Raw genomic sequence first — 16129 nt, 5'->3', positions numbered from 1 at the left:
GACCAGCTCCGGATAAGAGAGCATGGGAAAAGTGCAGTGCAGCATTGGAAAAGGTAAATAATGGTAAATGTAGTCGGTACTCGTCGACTCATTACGCTGTTGACAAATGCCCATGTGAAACCTCTAGGATTGTTGTGGGCTCCAAGATTAAGTGTGGAAAGCACGTTTTCTGTGAGTGCCACTGAGAAGTCGTACCAGCTACGACTTCTCTACTTTTTCAAACTTCAGCGCAGGACTTCTGGTATAAAGTTGAATATCTCCACGGGTCTTAATGGGCTGAAATAGGCCTGTGTCAATTCGAAAGCCTTTTACTCGCTCCTGGGGGAAGAATAAGCACAGGGCAAACATAAAACGCTCAAGCTTCTGGTCTTGCCCGGTTTTTTGCAGTCCTTCTGACCAGTATGCCCCATCCTTCCGCGCATAGGGATAGCGGTGACCTCTCCCCAATTCTTGGTCAGTGGACAAACTGAGAATTACCACAAAAGTTATTGGTTGTCCCGGACATTTCCCCTATAGGGGAACGCTCGGAACTAATTGCTGACACACCTCAGCAGATGTATGGTTATTAATGCCTCTATGAGTTCTTTCGAGCTTACAGCGATTCCCTCGGTCTGAAAGAGCGACTTTTGCCTCAAGAAGAGTCGCATGATGACGTCGTACCACCTTCTTTTCTTTAAAAAGCTGCACCTCGCTACTTACCTTAGCCATAACCCTCAGAAGCCTCGCGTAACGCAGGTCGGAATCCCTGCGTAAGTGAGGCTAGTTGCTCTTTAAAAGCTGCCAAAACACTCTCTAAAGGAGAGTGAGCTGTCGTTCATCGCGCGGCTTTCTCCTGTTCTTCGTTTCCTCCCGCCGCCGATTCGACCCGTGTTTTCGTAAAACCGCTGCACTCACTTCTTTACCTCTCGCAGACTTCTTAATCGCATAGAGGAGACTTCGCATTTTCGCGCTGGACTCCCGATAGTCAACGAGAGGAGTGGTGTAGTTCGGAAGAGGGCATGAGGGATGAGATAAAAGTTGGGGCATTGAGTACGGGCGTAACTCTGGTATCCAACGGTGCGTAAATCGCAGGTCAGGATCGTGATCGAGCAACTGTTTGTCCGGATTATAGACTCGAATGGTATTAATCCCAACTACCCCCGCTTGCATCTGAAGTTGGCTGATGTGAATCCCAGGCTCGTAGTCATAAAAAAGGCGCGCTAAGGGATACATAATGTCTTGCCACGAAAGGTGGAGAATATGGCACGCATATGAGACAACCATCGCTCGCATTCGAAAGTTCAAAAAACCAGTTTCATGTAAACACCGCATACACGCATCCACTAACGGAACACCCGTCTGACCGTGAAGCCACCGCTCAAGCCGCTCTGAATCGTTCACATACGGTATCTCTCGAAAAGCAGGATTAAGAGCTCGAAACTCCATCTCAGGCTCTGATTCGAGCCGTTGAATAAAGTGATCATGCCAGTGAAGACGTGAGATGAATGCTCGTAGCGAAGAACGCCACTGCTTCGCTTCGGTAGAGGAGTCGAATTGCAGCTCTTTGATACGGGATTCTGTATGGGAGACAACTTGTCTGAGCGAGATAGTGCCCCATGCCAGATGAGCCGATAAACGAGAGCCTGCTGTCATCGCCGTAACCGGTGAGCTTATTCGATAGCGATACTCTCGGCCCCGACTAAAGAGAAATGATTGTAGTGTGCTTTGAGCATCGTTTTCTGAGACTTTAAGCCGCGCTCCATTTGGTGTTTGAGGTAGTCCTACTCGAGCAGGTGTATCTGGAATCTTTCTTTTACCGATCTCTTCTCGCAGTAAGGAGGGAAGGGGAATACTCTTAGGAGCGTCCAATGGTGTAGTATAGATTCGTTTGTTCCAAAGAAGAGTCCGCTCTGAACGGGCTTTCAACCGACGAATGACTCCGTTAGTCGGTAACTCAATCCATGGGATTTTTCGGCCAGCTAAGAAGGCCGCTACCCGTTTGTCTCGGCTATAGGTAAAGCCACTTCCTGTTTCCTCGTGGCTAAATACGGCATCAATCGCAATGTGCTTTTCAAGCGCTAGGAAGACCTCTTCAAACTCTCCCGTTTCCACCCAGAGGTCACTTCCGACCTCCCTAAGACGCTCTCTAAGTCCTCTCGCTGCCTCTGTAATAGCTTCAAAGTGGAAGGTCGAGTAGTCAGCGGAGGAGATAACAGAGGGCTCAAAGATGAGGAACGGAATGACACTATGGGACTGATTCAACGCCTCAAGAAGCGCTGGATTGTCCGATAGCCGTAAGTCCCGTTTTATCCACCAGAGAGAAGTTTGATACATAACAGGATGTTAGACGGAACAAGCTCAGGAAAATAACACTCTGAAATACTTCGAGGAGAAGAAAAATAAGTATGCATTTTTCGTAATTTTCAAATCTTATGACATTCTAGGCACTATTTGATAAATAACTCTCGTGGTGAAAGGGGCTGATAGAGTCCCTTATTTTCTGTATTGGGGTTTTGAATGGAGAAAAATCATGAAAAACCTCACCCTATGCCTCCTGTTGGTGGCTGTTTCTTTTGCCACCCCTTCCTTTGCAGAAGATACAAAGAATTTCGATGATACCTTTAGTGAAGAGACCTTTAGTGAACTGTGTGGTGATATCAGCGCTGATACACGCCTTGAGAAACTGAAAGCAGAGTGCTCTAGCCGTTACACACGGTATAAGGGTGATGAGCTGCGGAGCTATTATCACGAAGTCATGACAAATGCCGATACTGAGATAAAGTACGGTTCTAGCGTAAACACCTTTGGACACTGCCCTGAGCAAGTAATTCCAGATGGTGTGCCCGGTCCCGGTGGCTATCTTGATAGTGAAACAAGTTCGAAACAAAAGACTGAGCAAGTTACTACTCGAGAAGGGATAGAGACTATCACTACTACGACACTGTGTGAGTGGATCGCTTCTTGTGAACCATGTCTTGATAACGAGGATAAAGAAGTAGAGCTTCCTGAGATGAAGTAACACGCACGTGTTTCGCTCATGTGCGGTATCGAGTGAATCCGTTCAGTGTTTGATAGCTATTCGGCCTTAGTCACACCTTTATGCGGTGTGACTAGGAAGAACAAGATTATGCATGAAGAGATGAAGGGCTCGAGTCAGGAGCCACTTTCAAACAGTGGCCTTCCGAAGACTCGCGAACACAATAGGGTGTATGCAATGCCGCTTCGAGTTCGGCAAGAAGACCTAGAGCGGATCGCGCTCGTCGTTAAGGGATGTACGACCCCAAATACGCTCAGAGAGTTTGATCCTCCACTTCGTCGCGCTGCGTGCCACTTCTCAAGTGCCTATGACAGGGTGAGAGAGAAGATAGACGAGGTATTTCATGACCGGGGCGAGCTAACAGTAGGCACGAGTCGGGATGCGATGCACCGCTATGAGATCTTACGTCATCTTCTCGGGCATGGAGACTCATACGATCAGCTCTTTGCCGCACTCGCCATTTCACAAAAAATCCTCTCGCCCCTCCTGGACCGTCCGACTGAGGCTCTGAAGGGTGAGACTCCAGAGCTAGCGGATGAAATTAAACAGATTCGAGAAGACATAAAGAGGGTCTGGAAGACGCTTGATCAGTCAGTGTTGGATGCTGTAGCTGCTGTGACAAATGGCTCTGATACGAAAAATCAGTAGTGCTATTGCGATAGACTTTTCTTGTGTAACGAGAGCAGCATTTCTCGGCATAAAATGGATAGAGTAATTCAACGGAAGAGTGTTGTTGAGCCGAGGTAATCGGTTCTTCTTACTCGGAAGTTGGTGAGTTTTTAGAGTGAGGAAGCGATGTTCGGTTCACGAAAAATGCCTTCAGAGGAGCAGGCAGTCCATTTTCTCGAGCAACAGGGAGGTCGGCGTGTTGATGATGGAAAATTTCATCAAGATACCGTGCGATATCTTGGCCGAAATGGGCCTTTACGGGGAGTGCTCTTTGAGTTTCCTGATCAGGATACTGCCCGAGAGGCATTGGACAATCTTTCGAACCGATTCGGTGACAAGAAGTGGACACCGAATTTCGATAGGATTTCGCCGAGTCGGATAGAGTTCCTTGGTATTGCCCAATCGATTGGGCTTGAGGCGAGCCTTATGGATCCAGGTCCGATATTCGGTATAAATCGATTTTTCTGCTACGACGAGACGAGTGGTGAGAACCTTGGCGTTCTTCAAATTTCAGCCACTGTCAATGAAGGGATTGATCTTGATCTACTAGATGAGCTTTTTACAAATGCAACTGGTCATCGATTAGGATATACACTACGTCAGGATGATGAGTTCTTCTGAGGAGCGTTGTGTATGAACTCGGTGTGAATGAACTCGCTGTGAATGAACCTGCTGTGCAGGAGCGGTCAGAAGCTATCTAGTGGAAGGAGCATTGTGGCAGTAGTGTGCCCGTTTAAGGAGAGACAATCTGTCCAGAGACGATCTATCTTCTGTATTCAATTAGTCCTCTGTATTAAAAATGGGCAGTGAACAAATAAGTGACTCTTCATCCTCTCTCCAGGAAAAAGAGTGCTCATAGAAAGAGAACATTTCATTTGCAATGAGATACTCCAAGCTCTCCCGCTGGAGAGGGGGAGAGCGTGTTGAAGAGAGCGTAATGAGTAGGTCTCTATCTTTACTACTGATGTGAGCATGTGAATGTCCATTCCGTATTGCCCCTCGAAAGAGCCAGCGAAGTGAACCGAGTAGCCGGGCACTATTAATGTAGAGTGGTGGGAAAGGGGTCTCTACTGTAATGGAAAGCTGGGTGAGCATCGGTTCTTTCGAGAGTTTCTCGAGTAACTCCTCGCAGACCACACTTCCTCCATCTTCTTGCTCGGCTACTTCATTGAGGGTCAGGATTCCCTCGAGTCCAATAATAAGCTCCTGAAACCGCTCTTTTAACGCCTCAAGCGGTGTCGAAGAGGTGCTAGTACTGTGAGAGATGGTTTTGAGAGCAGACTCACTCTCGGCGAGGAGTTTTGCAAGTCGAGTGGTAAGTTGACTGTGTTGCTGCATGATTCTTGTCTTCCTTCAATGACACACCTATTCGCACTTGGAAAAGAAATCTTGATAGCATTATTGGTCATATGACCGATGTGAGCATTATGACTCTGCCTTAAAAAATTTCTCAAGTGAATTCTTGAGTCTTCTTATCAAGAAAACACGCTTCTTTGCTTCTGCATGTTCGCAAAAGAGTGTACTGATATTGGTCATTCGACCAATATCGTGATCATGTACTCGATGCGCTACACTCTAAGAACGATTTTGTGGTTTGGGATAGATGAGTTTAAGTAGCAGCTTAGCAGAAGAAATTAACCGAGTGATTCAATCGGGGAAGCAAACGAAGTATAGCATCGCCGTTGGTTCTGGCGTTGACCATGCTGTGTTGCGCCGATTTCTCACTGGTGAGCGTGATATAAAACTGAAAACCGCTGATCGACTGGCAAAATACCTCAATCTTGAACTCAAAAATCGGAAGTAGGTAGAAGTGGCTCTGAGGGTGATCATAGTCGGTTGAAGTTCGATTGTTCGTAGATTTACTTTCACTGAATTGTTCGGTTTACTGCCAAAAAAGTTTCCTCTTTTTGTACGAATTTCTAGGAAGAGTGGATTATCATGAGTGGGCCGTGTTCCTCTCTAACAGACTAGAATGTCTCTATTTTTACTATGAACATCAGTCAGAAGCTCAACTACCGGTGGCATCTCTCTTATCATAGCTCCAGTTAATTGGTAAGTGATAGGTAACACTGGAACTTTCCTCTTCATATCAGTTATACGGTTAATTGAAATGAGAGGACCACTTGGCATACACAATACTTCAACCAGGCACCGAGACTGAGGGTTCAGAGGGTCTGGAGAACGTGTCAATCAGCCCCGAGCTTCGGTCTGAGTTTGCGCGAGAGCTGACCTTTGAGACCGCCGTTTCAATGGCAAAGGATGCCATTGAGGACGCTGCGCTTAGCGCGAAGCATAAAGAGAAACTTCTCTCGATTTTAGAGAATACAGATTCAACTCAACAAGATGACATTCAAAGGCTTGCTCAGGCAGTAAATAAGCTCTGTTCATCAAGTTCTTGTGTTGCAGCTCAGAGGTTAAGCCGTGAAGAAATCATATCTTCTGTTCTTGCTTCCGTAGCTGATGGTGCAAAAGAATTACGACAAGGACAGATGGCCACATGCACGGCTACTGCTGCCGGAAAGCTGTTCATAGCGAAGGAAGGAATCGGTGCATACGCTGAGCTTATGACAAATCTTGTAATGGATGGGCGACACGATTTTGGTGGTGATGCTGCTCGTCGAATATATCTCAATGAGGGCGGGATTCGGCATGAAGCTGATAAAGGAAAATTCGAAGGTGCTGATATTGCCGAGTGTGTATTTCGGGCCTCTATTATGCAGCTTTCATGTGAGGGGCTTGAAATAGCTGACCCAAGAATGCGCTTCACTTACGATGATCAATCAGGAGTTACCTACCTGTTTGATCAAGAGAATCGTCCAGTGGGGAGTTTTTCCGGGATGTCCAGAGATGGTTGGTTATATTCCATGGAAAAAATGTTTGGCTGTGGTGTTGAGTTTTTATCCACCACGAATGATCTTGGGGGAAAGCGGGATTCAGCTGATATTCTGCGAGAGCTTGCACAAAGTAAGGATGGAGCCTGCATTGAGCTCTCTTATGCAGCCAGCGGTGCTCACGCGAGACATTTCTGTGAGTTTTCACATGTTGAAGACGGCAGAGTCTATTTTAATAATCCCCATGTGCACAGTGAGCGAAGCTTCAAAAAGAAGTCTAGCACTCATCAATTGGAGTCAAATGGGTTGGAAAGCATGACTATCGAGGACTTTAATCAGAGGCTCCTGAGCGCGACGTTGCTACGGAGGGGAACTGAGATTGGCGAATTCCAACAACAGAATCAGGCTCAGCAAGAATGGCGAAGTGTGGAGTCGATGACTAACTGGTTTCTAGAGAATCCGAATTCTCATGTCGAGTTGCAGATAAAAATTGCCTATTTAAACGAGGAATCTGATAAATCGAGCTCTAGTCAGGGTAATGAATTCGAAAACATCGACCTTGGCAAAAAAAGAACGTTTTATGCTATGCCAACTGAAATTGAAGATTCTCTTTCGAATCAAGCGTTGAAAGCGAAGCAACAGAATGAAGAACGAGCAAAGCGACGGTTGGTAGAGGAGAGGCATTTTAGAAAAATGGTGGATAACTCGCTCGACCGACATGCATTCAGTTTCACAAGCGAATAATTCCTCGCAAAACCTAGGATAGAATATTGAATTTTCAGGGTAAACCCTTGCAATTTCGTATACTCTCGCTACGCTAAGAGTACACGAATTGCGAAAGAGAACTGTCAAGGGTAGAGGTTGTGCCTTTGGCTCGCTCTCAATTATGAAAAGGTCACGTATGCGTTGTCTCATTACCGGAGTGGCTGGGTTTATTGGCTCTTCAATAGCAGAGAAGCTTCTTGCTCAAGGACATGTAGTCGTAGGGATAGATAGTTTCTTGCCGTACTATCCTCGAGAGATCAAGGAGAGAAATATCGCACCCCTTTGTGAAAGTAAAAGCTTTCATTTTCTGGAGAAAGATTTGCTTTCGGAGGGTTTATTTTCTGAACTTGGAGAATTTGAATGGATTTTCCATCAAGCAGCTCAAGCTGGTGTAAGAGCAAGTTGGGGTGAGTATTTTGATACCTATACCCTGAATAATATTCTTGCAACCCAACGACTTCTTGAATCACTTCGTGTCAGTGGTTATCCAAGTAAGTTCATTTATGCATCAAGTTCATCGGTGTACGGCGATGCTGAGAGTTTTCCGACGAGCGAACAGGTAGCGCCAGTTCCTGTCAGCCCTTACGGAGTAACAAAGCTGGCAGCCGAGCATTTGTGTCGTCTTTATGCTTCGCAGTTCAATGTTCATACCGTATCCTTGAGATATTTTACGGTATTTGGTCCGAAACAGCGTCCGGATATGGCATTTCATCGTTTCTGTAAAGCTGCACTCCTTGATCAAGAGATAACGCTATACGGGGATGGAGAGCAGTCCAGAGATTTTACTTTTATATCAGACATTGTAGATGCCAATCTCCTTGCGGCGCAGAGTGGCGGAAAGGGATCCTTCTATAATGTGGGTGGTGGAGAGGTTGTTACCATAAATCAAGTGCTGACCCATCTCGAATCTCTCATCGGCAAGCCACTTAAGGTTAATCGAGTTGATAAGCAAGCAGGAGATGCAAGGCATACGAGTGCCAATACTGATAAAGCTCGAGACGAGTTAGGATATGCTCCAAAAGTTTCGGTCTTTGATGGGCTGTCTCAAGAGCTTCAGTGGGTCGATAAAAATCTTGAGCTCTTAGGAACAGGCTCCTGGCAAGGATAGGTGGTGAAAGAAAACATTCTAATCGTTCAAACCGCATTTTTGGGTGATATCGTATTATCGACTCCCGTATTTGATGCGGTTCAGGAACTCCATCCAGACAGTCAGATTGATCTTTTGACGACTCCAGCCGGTGCCGAATTGCTAGAGGGTGATTCCCGATTTGGAACAGTACATGCCTTTGAAAAGAGAAAAGGTTTTCTTGGCATGAGCTCCTTTGGCTCAACACTTTCCGCTTTGAGAGGAAACAAATACCAAAAAGTCTACAGCCTACACCGTTCAGTTCGAACCTCGCTTTTGCTCTTCTTCGCCGGTATTCCCGAGAGGATTGGTTTCTGCGACTCAAAGGCGCGCTCACTCTATACTCGATGTATAGAACGATCTGGTCGTCATGCGGTGGAGCGATTTCTCTCCATTCTGGAGTCCGAGTGGGTGGTTCATAGAGGTAAGGAGTCCTTGTATCAGAGGCCTATGACGCTGACTGGATTTAGTGACTCATGTTCGGAAGAAAGACAGCGCGTAGTGAAGAAGGTTCTTATCATGCCTGGCAGTGCATGGAAGACGAAGCAGTGGCACTGGACAAATTATCGAAAAGTTGCTCATCAACTGGCAGCAGAGGGATATCAAGTTGTATTGACCGGGAATAAGGCTGAATTTGAGTTATGTGAGAAGATTCGCGATGGTTCGGAAGATATCGTAAATACAGCAGGTGAGTTGTCCTTACGGGAGTTTGCTTCACTGGTTTTTCGTGCAGATGGCGTCGTGTGTAATGACTCATTCGCGCTTCACGTCGCATCCGCAGCCCAGGTGCCCACTGTCGCTATCTTTTGCGCTACTTCACCAGAGTTTGGCTTTGGACCGTGGAATAATCCGAGAGCGCAAGTTGTAGAAAAAAGCGGTCTGTGGTGCAAGCCATGTCGAAGGCATGGAAGTATGGAGTGTCCAACTGGCACCGAGCACTGTATGCGAGGAGTTTCACCAGAAGAAGTATTGTTCCTATTACGAGAGAGTCTTTCCAAAGAGACGAATCATGCAGGAGCTAAGTTTGACGAGATAAATCAGCACACCTCAGAGTTCGTTGGGATTGGCAGGGAAGCATCATGACAACTTCTTTGAAAAAGCCGGTCACTCCAATCGCTTCCGTTTCCTCAACGCAGTGTTCTTCCGTTTCTCTGCTAGGAGATGGCACAGAAAAATTTGAGTTGTGCTGCTTTCAGATGGCTGACAGGCAGGTCCGACTTCTAACAACGTCTTCATCACAAAGTCTGTTAGAGACTTTGATTGCGGCATCAACTCAGCCCTCTGGCCCAGTATCGGAAAAGCTAGGGGGTCGTGCGACTATCATTCCTTTTGTCAGCGAGGGAGATGACTCGTTTGTCTTGAAATCTTATCAGCGTGGCGGAGTTCTTCGGAGAGTGCTTCCAAAGGATATTTTCTTGGGATGGGGAGAAGAACGTTCAGAAAGAGAACTGAGAGCCTTGTTGACAGCTCGTTCTCTGGGGGTATCAGTGCCTACGCCAGTAGGAACGATCACTACACGAGGTATGTTTCGTCGTGAGTGGTTAATTATGGAAGCTTTGCCTACACATAGAACTCTGGCAACTATCGCCGTGAATGAGGAAAAGAGCGGAGAGCTATCAGAGCCGCTTGAACAGTACTTGCGTGTTGTGGTTGAGCAGATTGAAAAGCTTATAGCAGCAGGAATTCTTCATATCGACCTTCATCCAGGAAATGTAGTGGTTTCTTCAACCGGAGACGTTTTTCTGATCGACTTTGATCACGCAGTGGTCCTCAATCAAGATGAGAGGATGCTTCGCGAGCGGTATATTAGAAGATGGCGAAGGGCTGTCATTAAACATGAGCTCCCTGAAATTTTGTCAGAAATTTTTTGTGCATTGCTTAGACGAAAGGTTGAAGCTCGAAGTGAGAATACCGAAGGGGTAGGGGAGCCGTCATGAAGGCCGGTGATGAGACAAAGGTCACAGGCGTTCGTAATATTCCTTCGAACGGAGCTAGTGATCCCCTTCCGAGCAGAGCTCGTGATCCCCTTCCGAGCGGAGCTAGTGACCTCCTTCCGAGCAGAGCTCGGGTGCTAATCGTGCTGACGGGGTCACTTGGAGATGTGGCTCGTGGAATTGTAGTTCCAACCCTCCTGAAGGAATCTCGCTCAGATCTTCACATTACTTGGCTTGTGGAGGATCGGTGGAGTGAAGTCGTGCAGCTCTGTCCAGCGGTGGACCACCTCCTTGAGTATCACCGGCGAGATAAACGTTGGGGTATTGATCGGCTCATTAGTGAACTACGGGAAGTTGAGCCATTTTATTGCGCGATAGATCTGCAGCGGCACTTTAAAAGTGGATGTTTTACCCGACTCAGCGGAGCCAAAAAGAGGGTGGGATTCGCTCGGAAAGATGCGAAAGAGGGTAACTGGTTGTTTCAAACAGAATATATTCAAGAGTGTGATTTTCATCGTTCAAAGGTGTTTCACTATAAGGCGTTTGTTGAGCATCTCTTGAACGAATCTCCCGAGAGTAGGAGCCCTCGTTTTGCAATTGATAAAAAAATAGCTCTTACCGCTGTGGAGCGGCTACTCTCAAGGCTTGACGACAATACTCAGGAGCTATTTGCTGAGGTCTCTAAGAGCAACCGTTCGCTGATTACTCTTGCGCTCGGTTCATCTTGGGAATCAAAGGACTGGCCTTCATCAGGGTATTCACAGTTAATTAGGCATCTTTTGGAGGAGGACGAACTCTGTGTCGTGCTCGTTGGAGATTCAAGCCAAAAAGAGCTTGGTGAAAGATTGCAATCTCACAATACGAAAAGGGTAGTTAATCTTGCAGGAGCAACTACTCTCACTGAGCTAGCGGGGATTTTGTCACTGAGTTCGGCGTCTGCTGGGCCTGATACTGGAGTTGGACATCTTGCTAGTCTCATGGAGACTCCTTATGTAGGATTGTTTGGTCCGACTGATGCTCGACGCGTTGCGCCGTTTGGCTCTGAGCACAGAATTCTTACTTCATACGTTCCCTGTAGACCTTGCCATCGACGGGTCTGTCCGGGCTTAAAAAATGCGTGTATGCGGCTGATATCTCCGAATGAGGTGCGGGAAGAAGTTCTTCAAGTATTAAGATAGCTTGCCTGGTAAAGTTCTAACGGGTTACTCTGTCCTTGTTGCCGCTCCGTATGAGTGTCGCCGAAAAGGGAAAGGGCTTCTTCATGTCTACTAATTTTACTGCGGATCAATATCGAAGTGCATTAGACAGAATTCAGTCTGTTCGTGTTTGCGTGATAGGCGATCTTGTCCTTGATCGTTATGTATGGGGTGATGTAAGTAGGATATCACCTGAGGCTCCAGTGCCAGTTGTGCATATTAATCGGGTAGAAGACCGCTTAGGATGTGCAGGAAACGCAGCCGTCAACTTGAGAAAGCTTGGAGCGGAATTATCCCTGTGTAGTGTCATTGGTGAGGATGAAGAAGGAAGGTCCTTGGAGCGTTTGCTCGGTTCTGAAGGGATATCACCTCAGAGTATCTTTATAGATCAACGCTATCCAAGTATTGTAAAAACTCGAGTAATAGCTCATTCCCAACAAGTTGTACGTATCGATAAAGAAGTGCTTCCCGAGTCAAGCGATGCGAGAGTAAGCGCATTTCTCTCTCTACTCGAAAAGAACATTGGTGCTCCAGACGTCATTATTATTTCAGACTATGGAAAGGGAACCATAATGCCTGAAGTGTTTGATCTTCTCTCGACATTAAAGACATCTGGCAAGATTACATGCCCTATCGTGGTCGATCCTCACCCAGCAAATTTCAAAGCGTATAAGAACATCACGATAGCAAAGCCTAATCGCGCGGAGGCAGAGCGTGCAACAGGGATTGATATTCGGAACAACGCTGATGCACTCAATGCAGCGAAAATGCTAATGGAGCAGTGGTCATCAGAAATGATGATGGTTACCCTTGGAGAAGGAGGGCTTGTTCTTGTTAGCGATGAATATCCCCAGGGGTTATTCCTAGAGACGGTGGCCAAATCCGTTTATGATGTTTCGGGTGCTGGAGATACGGTTACGGCGGTGTTTGCTGCGCTTTTAGGGTCTGGTACTCCTGTGGATCTTGCTGGTTCTCTAGCGAATATCGCAGCTGGTATCGTCGTTTCAGAGGTTGGAACAGTTCCTATTACTAGGGAAAAATTATCAGCATTTCTTTCAAATCTATAGTGAGAGAACGAACGTAATGAGTGTCGGAGCAAGAGAGATGGAGACTCAATGTCATAGTATGACAGGTTATGGTGCTGCACAGCTGACGAAGGATGGCATTAGCATGCAGTGTGAGGTTAAAGGAGTGAATGGAAGATACCTTGATATTGTCACTCGGTTTCCTCGAGAGTACGGCAGTCTCGAGCTTCTTGCTCGAAAACAAGCGTCAGAGTGTTGCGGTCGGGGAAGAATAGAGATTTTTTTTAGTGCCACGAAAGATGATGATTCGGGCGAGATAATTGATGGAGTCGATGATCGGGGCATTTCTGTATCTGGTGCGCGATTTAATGGATTCTTTGCGGCCGCTGAGAAGGTCCTCTCTCCAAAGGGGTTATGGAATGAGTCACTACGGCAGCGATTAGCAGTTGATATTCTTTTACGGAAAGATATTTTTCAAGATCATGCGATGCCTCTGAATATTGATGTAGAGGCATTTTCTCAGCTTCTGGCGTTAGCCTTAAAAAATTTGAGGGTCTCTCAGCGGACAGAAGGAGATGTATTGTGTGCTGATATTCTTTCGAGAAGAGAAACCATCATACAGCACGTGAATGCAATAGAGGTTCTTCGGCGAGAGCGCCGTGCACAGCGAGAGGCTGAGATGGCTGAAAAATTTAAGGAGTTTCTCAAGGAAGAGAGTTTGACTGCAGAGAGAATCGTCGCAGAGGTTGCACTGCTCATGGAAAAAATTGATGTCGAAGAGGAGATTGTGCGCCTACGGGCACATTTAGGTCGATTCGATTCTGTTCTTATGGAGGCTCTCTGTGGCAAGAAACTCGATTTTCTTCTTCAGGAATGTTTGCGGGAGACAAATACAATTGCTTCAAAGATTCAAGATGCGGATGCACAAAGCTTCACGATTGAAATCAAGTCGGAAATTGAAAGGATTAAAGAGCAGGTACAGAATCTTGAGTAGGAGCGTAGATGCATTTGTGCAGATTATGATAGTGCCTAATGAGGTTAACGTAAAAGGAGCTTCCTCGCTGTGACAGTCGGTTATTTTTTCTGCTTTGTAGGGCCCGTTGCGGCTGGTAAGAGTTTTCTGAGCCGTAGGCTTTTAGAGCGGCATGGCGAAGAGCTTCTTCTTGCTATATCTGCAACTTCAAGAGATCCGAGGCCAAAAGAAGTTGATGGAGAGCATTACTTTTTTCTTACAAGACAACAGTTTATGGAGCGTGTAGATAGTGGGGAGTTCTTTGAATGGGAAGAAACGCATGGTCATTTATATGGAACACCCCAGCAATGGATTAGAAGAGTTACTGAAGAAAACAGGCATGTCTTACTAGACGTTGATGTGCGCGGCGCTATGACGTTCTTTCATAAATTTCCCTCTCAATTTAAGGGAATACTGGTGTTGCCTCCTTCTATATCAACCCTAATTGAAAGAGTGAAGTTACGTGGTGGTGTTTCCGATGAAGAATTGTTGAGAAGGCTTGAGACTATGAAGCGCGAGCTCATCGACTTTGAGGAAGCCATTGATGAAGGGGGTTTTCAGTTCTGGATATCAAACAAGGATAGGGATAAGTCTGAACAAGAGGTGGAAGCGATCTTTCAGGGTCAAGAGAGTCAGAAGAATACTGATATGGTGCAAGCTCGTCTTGAGTTGAAGAGATTAACGGAAGAAATCTGGGAGTATGAACTTTAAATTGGGGTGTATCTGTGCATCAAAAAGAAGGGACGTGTGAGATGATAAAGAGAACTCTTTTCGTGGCCAGTTGCCTTGTGGTTCTAGGTGGATGCTCGTTGTTGAGTCGGTTTGACAATCAAGATGTAGAGAAGAATCGTTTCAAAGACAGGTCAGTGTTAGAGATGCTGAATGAGATTCCTACTGTCTTAGTTAAGCCAGTAGCGAGAATGGCGCTAGAGTCAGCGGTTCAACGTTCTGCTAAAAGTAGTGGTCCTCGAGTAGTTCCTGTTTTTCGTAGAAATTCTAGAATTGTCTTTCCAGAGCACCGGATTTTTGAACTCCAGAAGGACGGGCCGCTGGTGCTATTGGGACTCAAAAATGGCGATATCCTTCTCGGGATAAATGATAGAGCACTCGTACAACCAGAGCTTCTTGGGTTGTATCCATCTGCGGTATTGCAAGATGGAAAGAGTAGCGTGATTGTTCGTCGCGGAGAGCAGTTATTTGAATTGCAAATTGTGCTGGAGGAAGGCACATAAGGACGTCACAGGCACTTTTCTTATGCTTCGAACCACGAATATGATCAGTCGAAGGTGAAGTTGTTTCTAAAGTAAGGAGTCCGAATCGTTTATACTCTAGGAGAGAGAGGTGGGTTTAGGGCGCGATTTTATGGAGACGAGTGCTGAAATTGCGTCTTCGGGAAAGAATTCATGTTCTTTTAAGAGTTCAGCCAGTGTTTTGCTCTCTAGGACGTTATCGATTGCAATCTTCAGTTCATGCCAGAGGCCACTAAGAGCACAGTGATGCTCTTTCCCGCAGAGTTCCCCGTATGGTGGTTTGGAGTCGCAGATAATCTCGAAGGTATCTCCTTCGGATGCTTCTAGTATCTGTTTCAAGTTAATCTCTTCGGGAGCATGACTGAGATGGAAGCCTCCTTTTGGTCCCCGTTCGCTAGTTATGATACCTCCCCGGCGGAGTCGTAGCAGAATTTGATGGGTATATTGCAGTGGTATGGCTTGAGACTCAGCTATTTCAGTAGCTGATATGCTATCGCTACTCTCAGAACGAGAGGCGAGAAAGAGACTGCAGAGAATTCCGTATTCACCCCATTTCGTTACATGCATGAGGGTAAGTATAGACTGGGAGATTATGGAGCGTCTAGTCTCGGAGAGTGCTAAGAGGGGAAAAAGTGAAAGGGCTTATATTGTGTTAAAGGAGAGGATGATGGTCCACGGAATAATGGCTGCAGCCAGGTAAATACCGGCAACTGCCAACATGATGGGCGGGAGCCATTTTACGCTGGTAGCCAGCTTGCCTAGTGCACAGATAATGAGAATGGCGAGTCCTTTTGCGACTACTAGCGTCCAGAGTGGCCCGATCTGCTGCATGGCATATCTAAGGATAGGGTTTGCTTCAAGATGAATTCCATGTTGTGTGACGCCGATACCGGTGAGTATCCCGTCTAGGAGTTGAATAAGGATTAGAGCGATTACCAGCGGTAGTATGAGGTCACTTTTTTGTGCCGGGGTAAGAGGTTGAGTAGAGGAGGTAGCGCTGGGTATGATGACGAGCTCTAGGGTGTTACGGGTGGATAGGGCGTTAGCGTCTGTTATGTTGGCGCTCGGTTGTAACTTTAGGGCGGTTGCTACTTTACCCATACTTTTGTTTCTCCAGGGAACTTCTTCAACGTACAAACATATCTCCGTTATTTATGAAGTTGCTCCACTTTTTCCGTAATTTCCTGATGATTCAATTCAAAACAACGGAGGAAAACTTCTAAAAATACGAAATATTCTCAGAGAATCGGTGTGCGGTGAGTAAATGAGTTTGAAAAGATTTGCTGTGATGGGAAGTTGATAAAG

The 16129-nt window shown here is 46.3% G+C and carries 19 protein-coding genes; 13 read left to right on the top strand and 6 right to left on the bottom strand.

Features of this window, described 5'->3' with window-relative positions; translation table 11 throughout:
* Positions 1 to 198: 198 nt before the first annotated feature.
* The 3 genes from EBR25_00880 to EBR25_00870 form a co-directional block, all read right to left on the bottom strand.
* Positions 199 to 480 carry a hypothetical protein gene (locus EBR25_00880; protein NBW39534.1) on the bottom strand — a complete coding sequence of 94 codons (282 nt, stop codon included), beginning with the start codon at positions 478 to 480 and terminating at the stop codon, positions 199 to 201.
* Positions 481 to 510: 30 nt separating this feature from the next.
* The gene (locus EBR25_00875; GenBank protein NBW39533.1) at positions 511 to 708 is read right to left on the bottom strand and encodes a hypothetical protein; all 198 of its coding nucleotides are present in this window, start codon (positions 706 to 708) and stop codon (positions 511 to 513) included.
* A gap of 84 nt (positions 709 to 792) precedes the next feature.
* Positions 793 to 2313, bottom strand: a complete 1521-nt coding sequence (locus EBR25_00870) for a hypothetical protein (GenBank protein NBW39532.1) — start codon at positions 2311 to 2313, stop codon at positions 793 to 795.
* Between the two features lie 196 nt (positions 2314 to 2509).
* Between EBR25_00870 and EBR25_00865 the strand changes: the two genes are divergently transcribed.
* The 3 genes from EBR25_00865 to EBR25_00855 all read left to right on the top strand — a co-directional run bounded on the left by EBR25_00865 (position 2510) and on the right by EBR25_00855 (position 4306).
* Positions 2510 to 2998, top strand: a complete 489-nt coding sequence (locus tag EBR25_00865) for a hypothetical protein (GenBank protein NBW39531.1) — start codon at positions 2510 to 2512, stop codon at positions 2996 to 2998.
* A gap of 108 nt (positions 2999 to 3106) precedes the next feature.
* Positions 3107 to 3664, top strand: coding sequence for a hypothetical protein (locus tag EBR25_00860; protein ID NBW39530.1), 558 nt, complete (start codon positions 3107 to 3109; stop codon positions 3662 to 3664).
* A 147-nt stretch (positions 3665 to 3811) separates the two neighbouring features.
* Positions 3812 to 4306, top strand: coding sequence for a hypothetical protein (locus EBR25_00855; protein ID NBW39529.1), 495 nt, complete (start codon positions 3812 to 3814; stop codon positions 4304 to 4306).
* A 159-nt stretch (positions 4307 to 4465) separates the two neighbouring features.
* On the opposite strand, the gene EBR25_00850 is transcribed toward EBR25_00855, so the two are convergent.
* Positions 4466 to 5023, bottom strand: a complete 558-nt coding sequence (locus EBR25_00850) for a hypothetical protein (GenBank protein NBW39528.1) — start codon at positions 5021 to 5023, stop codon at positions 4466 to 4468.
* Positions 5024 to 5288: 265 nt separating this feature from the next.
* On the opposite strand from EBR25_00850, the gene EBR25_00845 reads away from it, so the two are divergent.
* From EBR25_00845 to EBR25_00800, 10 genes are all read left to right on the top strand, one after another.
* Positions 5289 to 5489, top strand: coding sequence for a hypothetical protein (locus EBR25_00845; GenBank protein ID NBW39527.1), 201 nt, complete (start codon positions 5289 to 5291; stop codon positions 5487 to 5489).
* A gap of 319 nt (positions 5490 to 5808) precedes the next feature.
* A complete protein-coding gene (locus EBR25_00840; GenBank protein NBW39526.1) occupies positions 5809 to 7260 on the top strand; it encodes a hypothetical protein in 1452 nt (483 codons plus the stop codon).
* A 157-nt stretch (positions 7261 to 7417) separates the two neighbouring features.
* Positions 7418 to 8389, top strand: coding sequence for an NAD-dependent epimerase/dehydratase family protein (locus EBR25_00835; GenBank protein NBW39525.1), 972 nt, complete (start codon positions 7418 to 7420; stop codon positions 8387 to 8389).
* Positions 8390 to 9490: a lipopolysaccharide heptosyltransferase II gene (gene waaF / locus EBR25_00830; protein ID NBW39524.1), complete on the top strand. Its 1101-nt coding sequence runs from the start codon at positions 8390 to 8392 to the stop codon at positions 9488 to 9490. It begins immediately after the preceding gene.
* Positions 9487 to 10344, top strand: coding sequence for a hypothetical protein (locus EBR25_00825; GenBank protein ID NBW39523.1), 858 nt, complete (start codon positions 9487 to 9489; stop codon positions 10342 to 10344). Before waaF ends, EBR25_00825 begins: the two co-directional genes overlap by 4 nt.
* Positions 10341 to 11519: a glycosyltransferase family 9 protein gene (locus tag EBR25_00820; GenBank protein NBW39522.1), complete on the top strand. Its 1179-nt coding sequence runs from the start codon at positions 10341 to 10343 to the stop codon at positions 11517 to 11519. The genes EBR25_00825 and EBR25_00820 overlap by 4 nt, the downstream gene beginning before the upstream one ends.
* Positions 11520 to 11569: 50 nt before the next feature.
* Positions 11570 to 12604: a D-glycero-beta-D-manno-heptose-7-phosphate kinase gene (locus EBR25_00815; GenBank protein NBW39521.1), complete on the top strand. Its 1035-nt coding sequence runs from the start codon at positions 11570 to 11572 to the stop codon at positions 12602 to 12604.
* Positions 12605 to 12620: 16 nt separating this feature from the next.
* The gene (locus EBR25_00810) at positions 12621 to 13556 is read left to right on the top strand and encodes a DUF1732 domain-containing protein (GenBank protein ID NBW39520.1); all 936 of its coding nucleotides are present in this window, start codon (positions 12621 to 12623) and stop codon (positions 13554 to 13556) included.
* 69 nt (positions 13557 to 13625) lie between these two features.
* Positions 13626 to 14285, top strand: coding sequence for a guanylate kinase (locus EBR25_00805; GenBank protein NBW39519.1), 660 nt, complete (start codon positions 13626 to 13628; stop codon positions 14283 to 14285).
* Positions 14286 to 14326: 41 nt separating this feature from the next.
* Entirely contained in the window at positions 14327 to 14806 is a 480-nt protein-coding gene (locus tag EBR25_00800) for a hypothetical protein (protein ID NBW39518.1), read from the top strand.
* A gap of 96 nt (positions 14807 to 14902) precedes the next feature.
* Here the strand turns inward: EBR25_00800 and EBR25_00795 are convergent, their stop codons facing one another.
* Positions 14903 to 15391, bottom strand: coding sequence for an Rrf2 family transcriptional regulator (locus EBR25_00795; GenBank protein ID NBW39517.1), 489 nt, complete (start codon positions 15389 to 15391; stop codon positions 14903 to 14905).
* Between the two features lie 85 nt (positions 15392 to 15476).
* Entirely contained in the window at positions 15477 to 15560 is an 84-nt protein-coding gene (locus EBR25_00790; protein NBW39516.1) for a hypothetical protein, read from the bottom strand.
* Between the last annotated feature and the right edge of the window lie 569 nt (positions 15561 to 16129).

Source organism: bacterium (assembly GCA_009926305.1).
GTDB lineage: Bacteria > Bdellovibrionota_C > UBA2361 > UBA2361 > RFPC01 > RFPC01.
The sequence above is the reverse complement of the archived record's forward strand: the minus strand, read 5'-3'. Positions and strand labels throughout refer to the sequence as shown.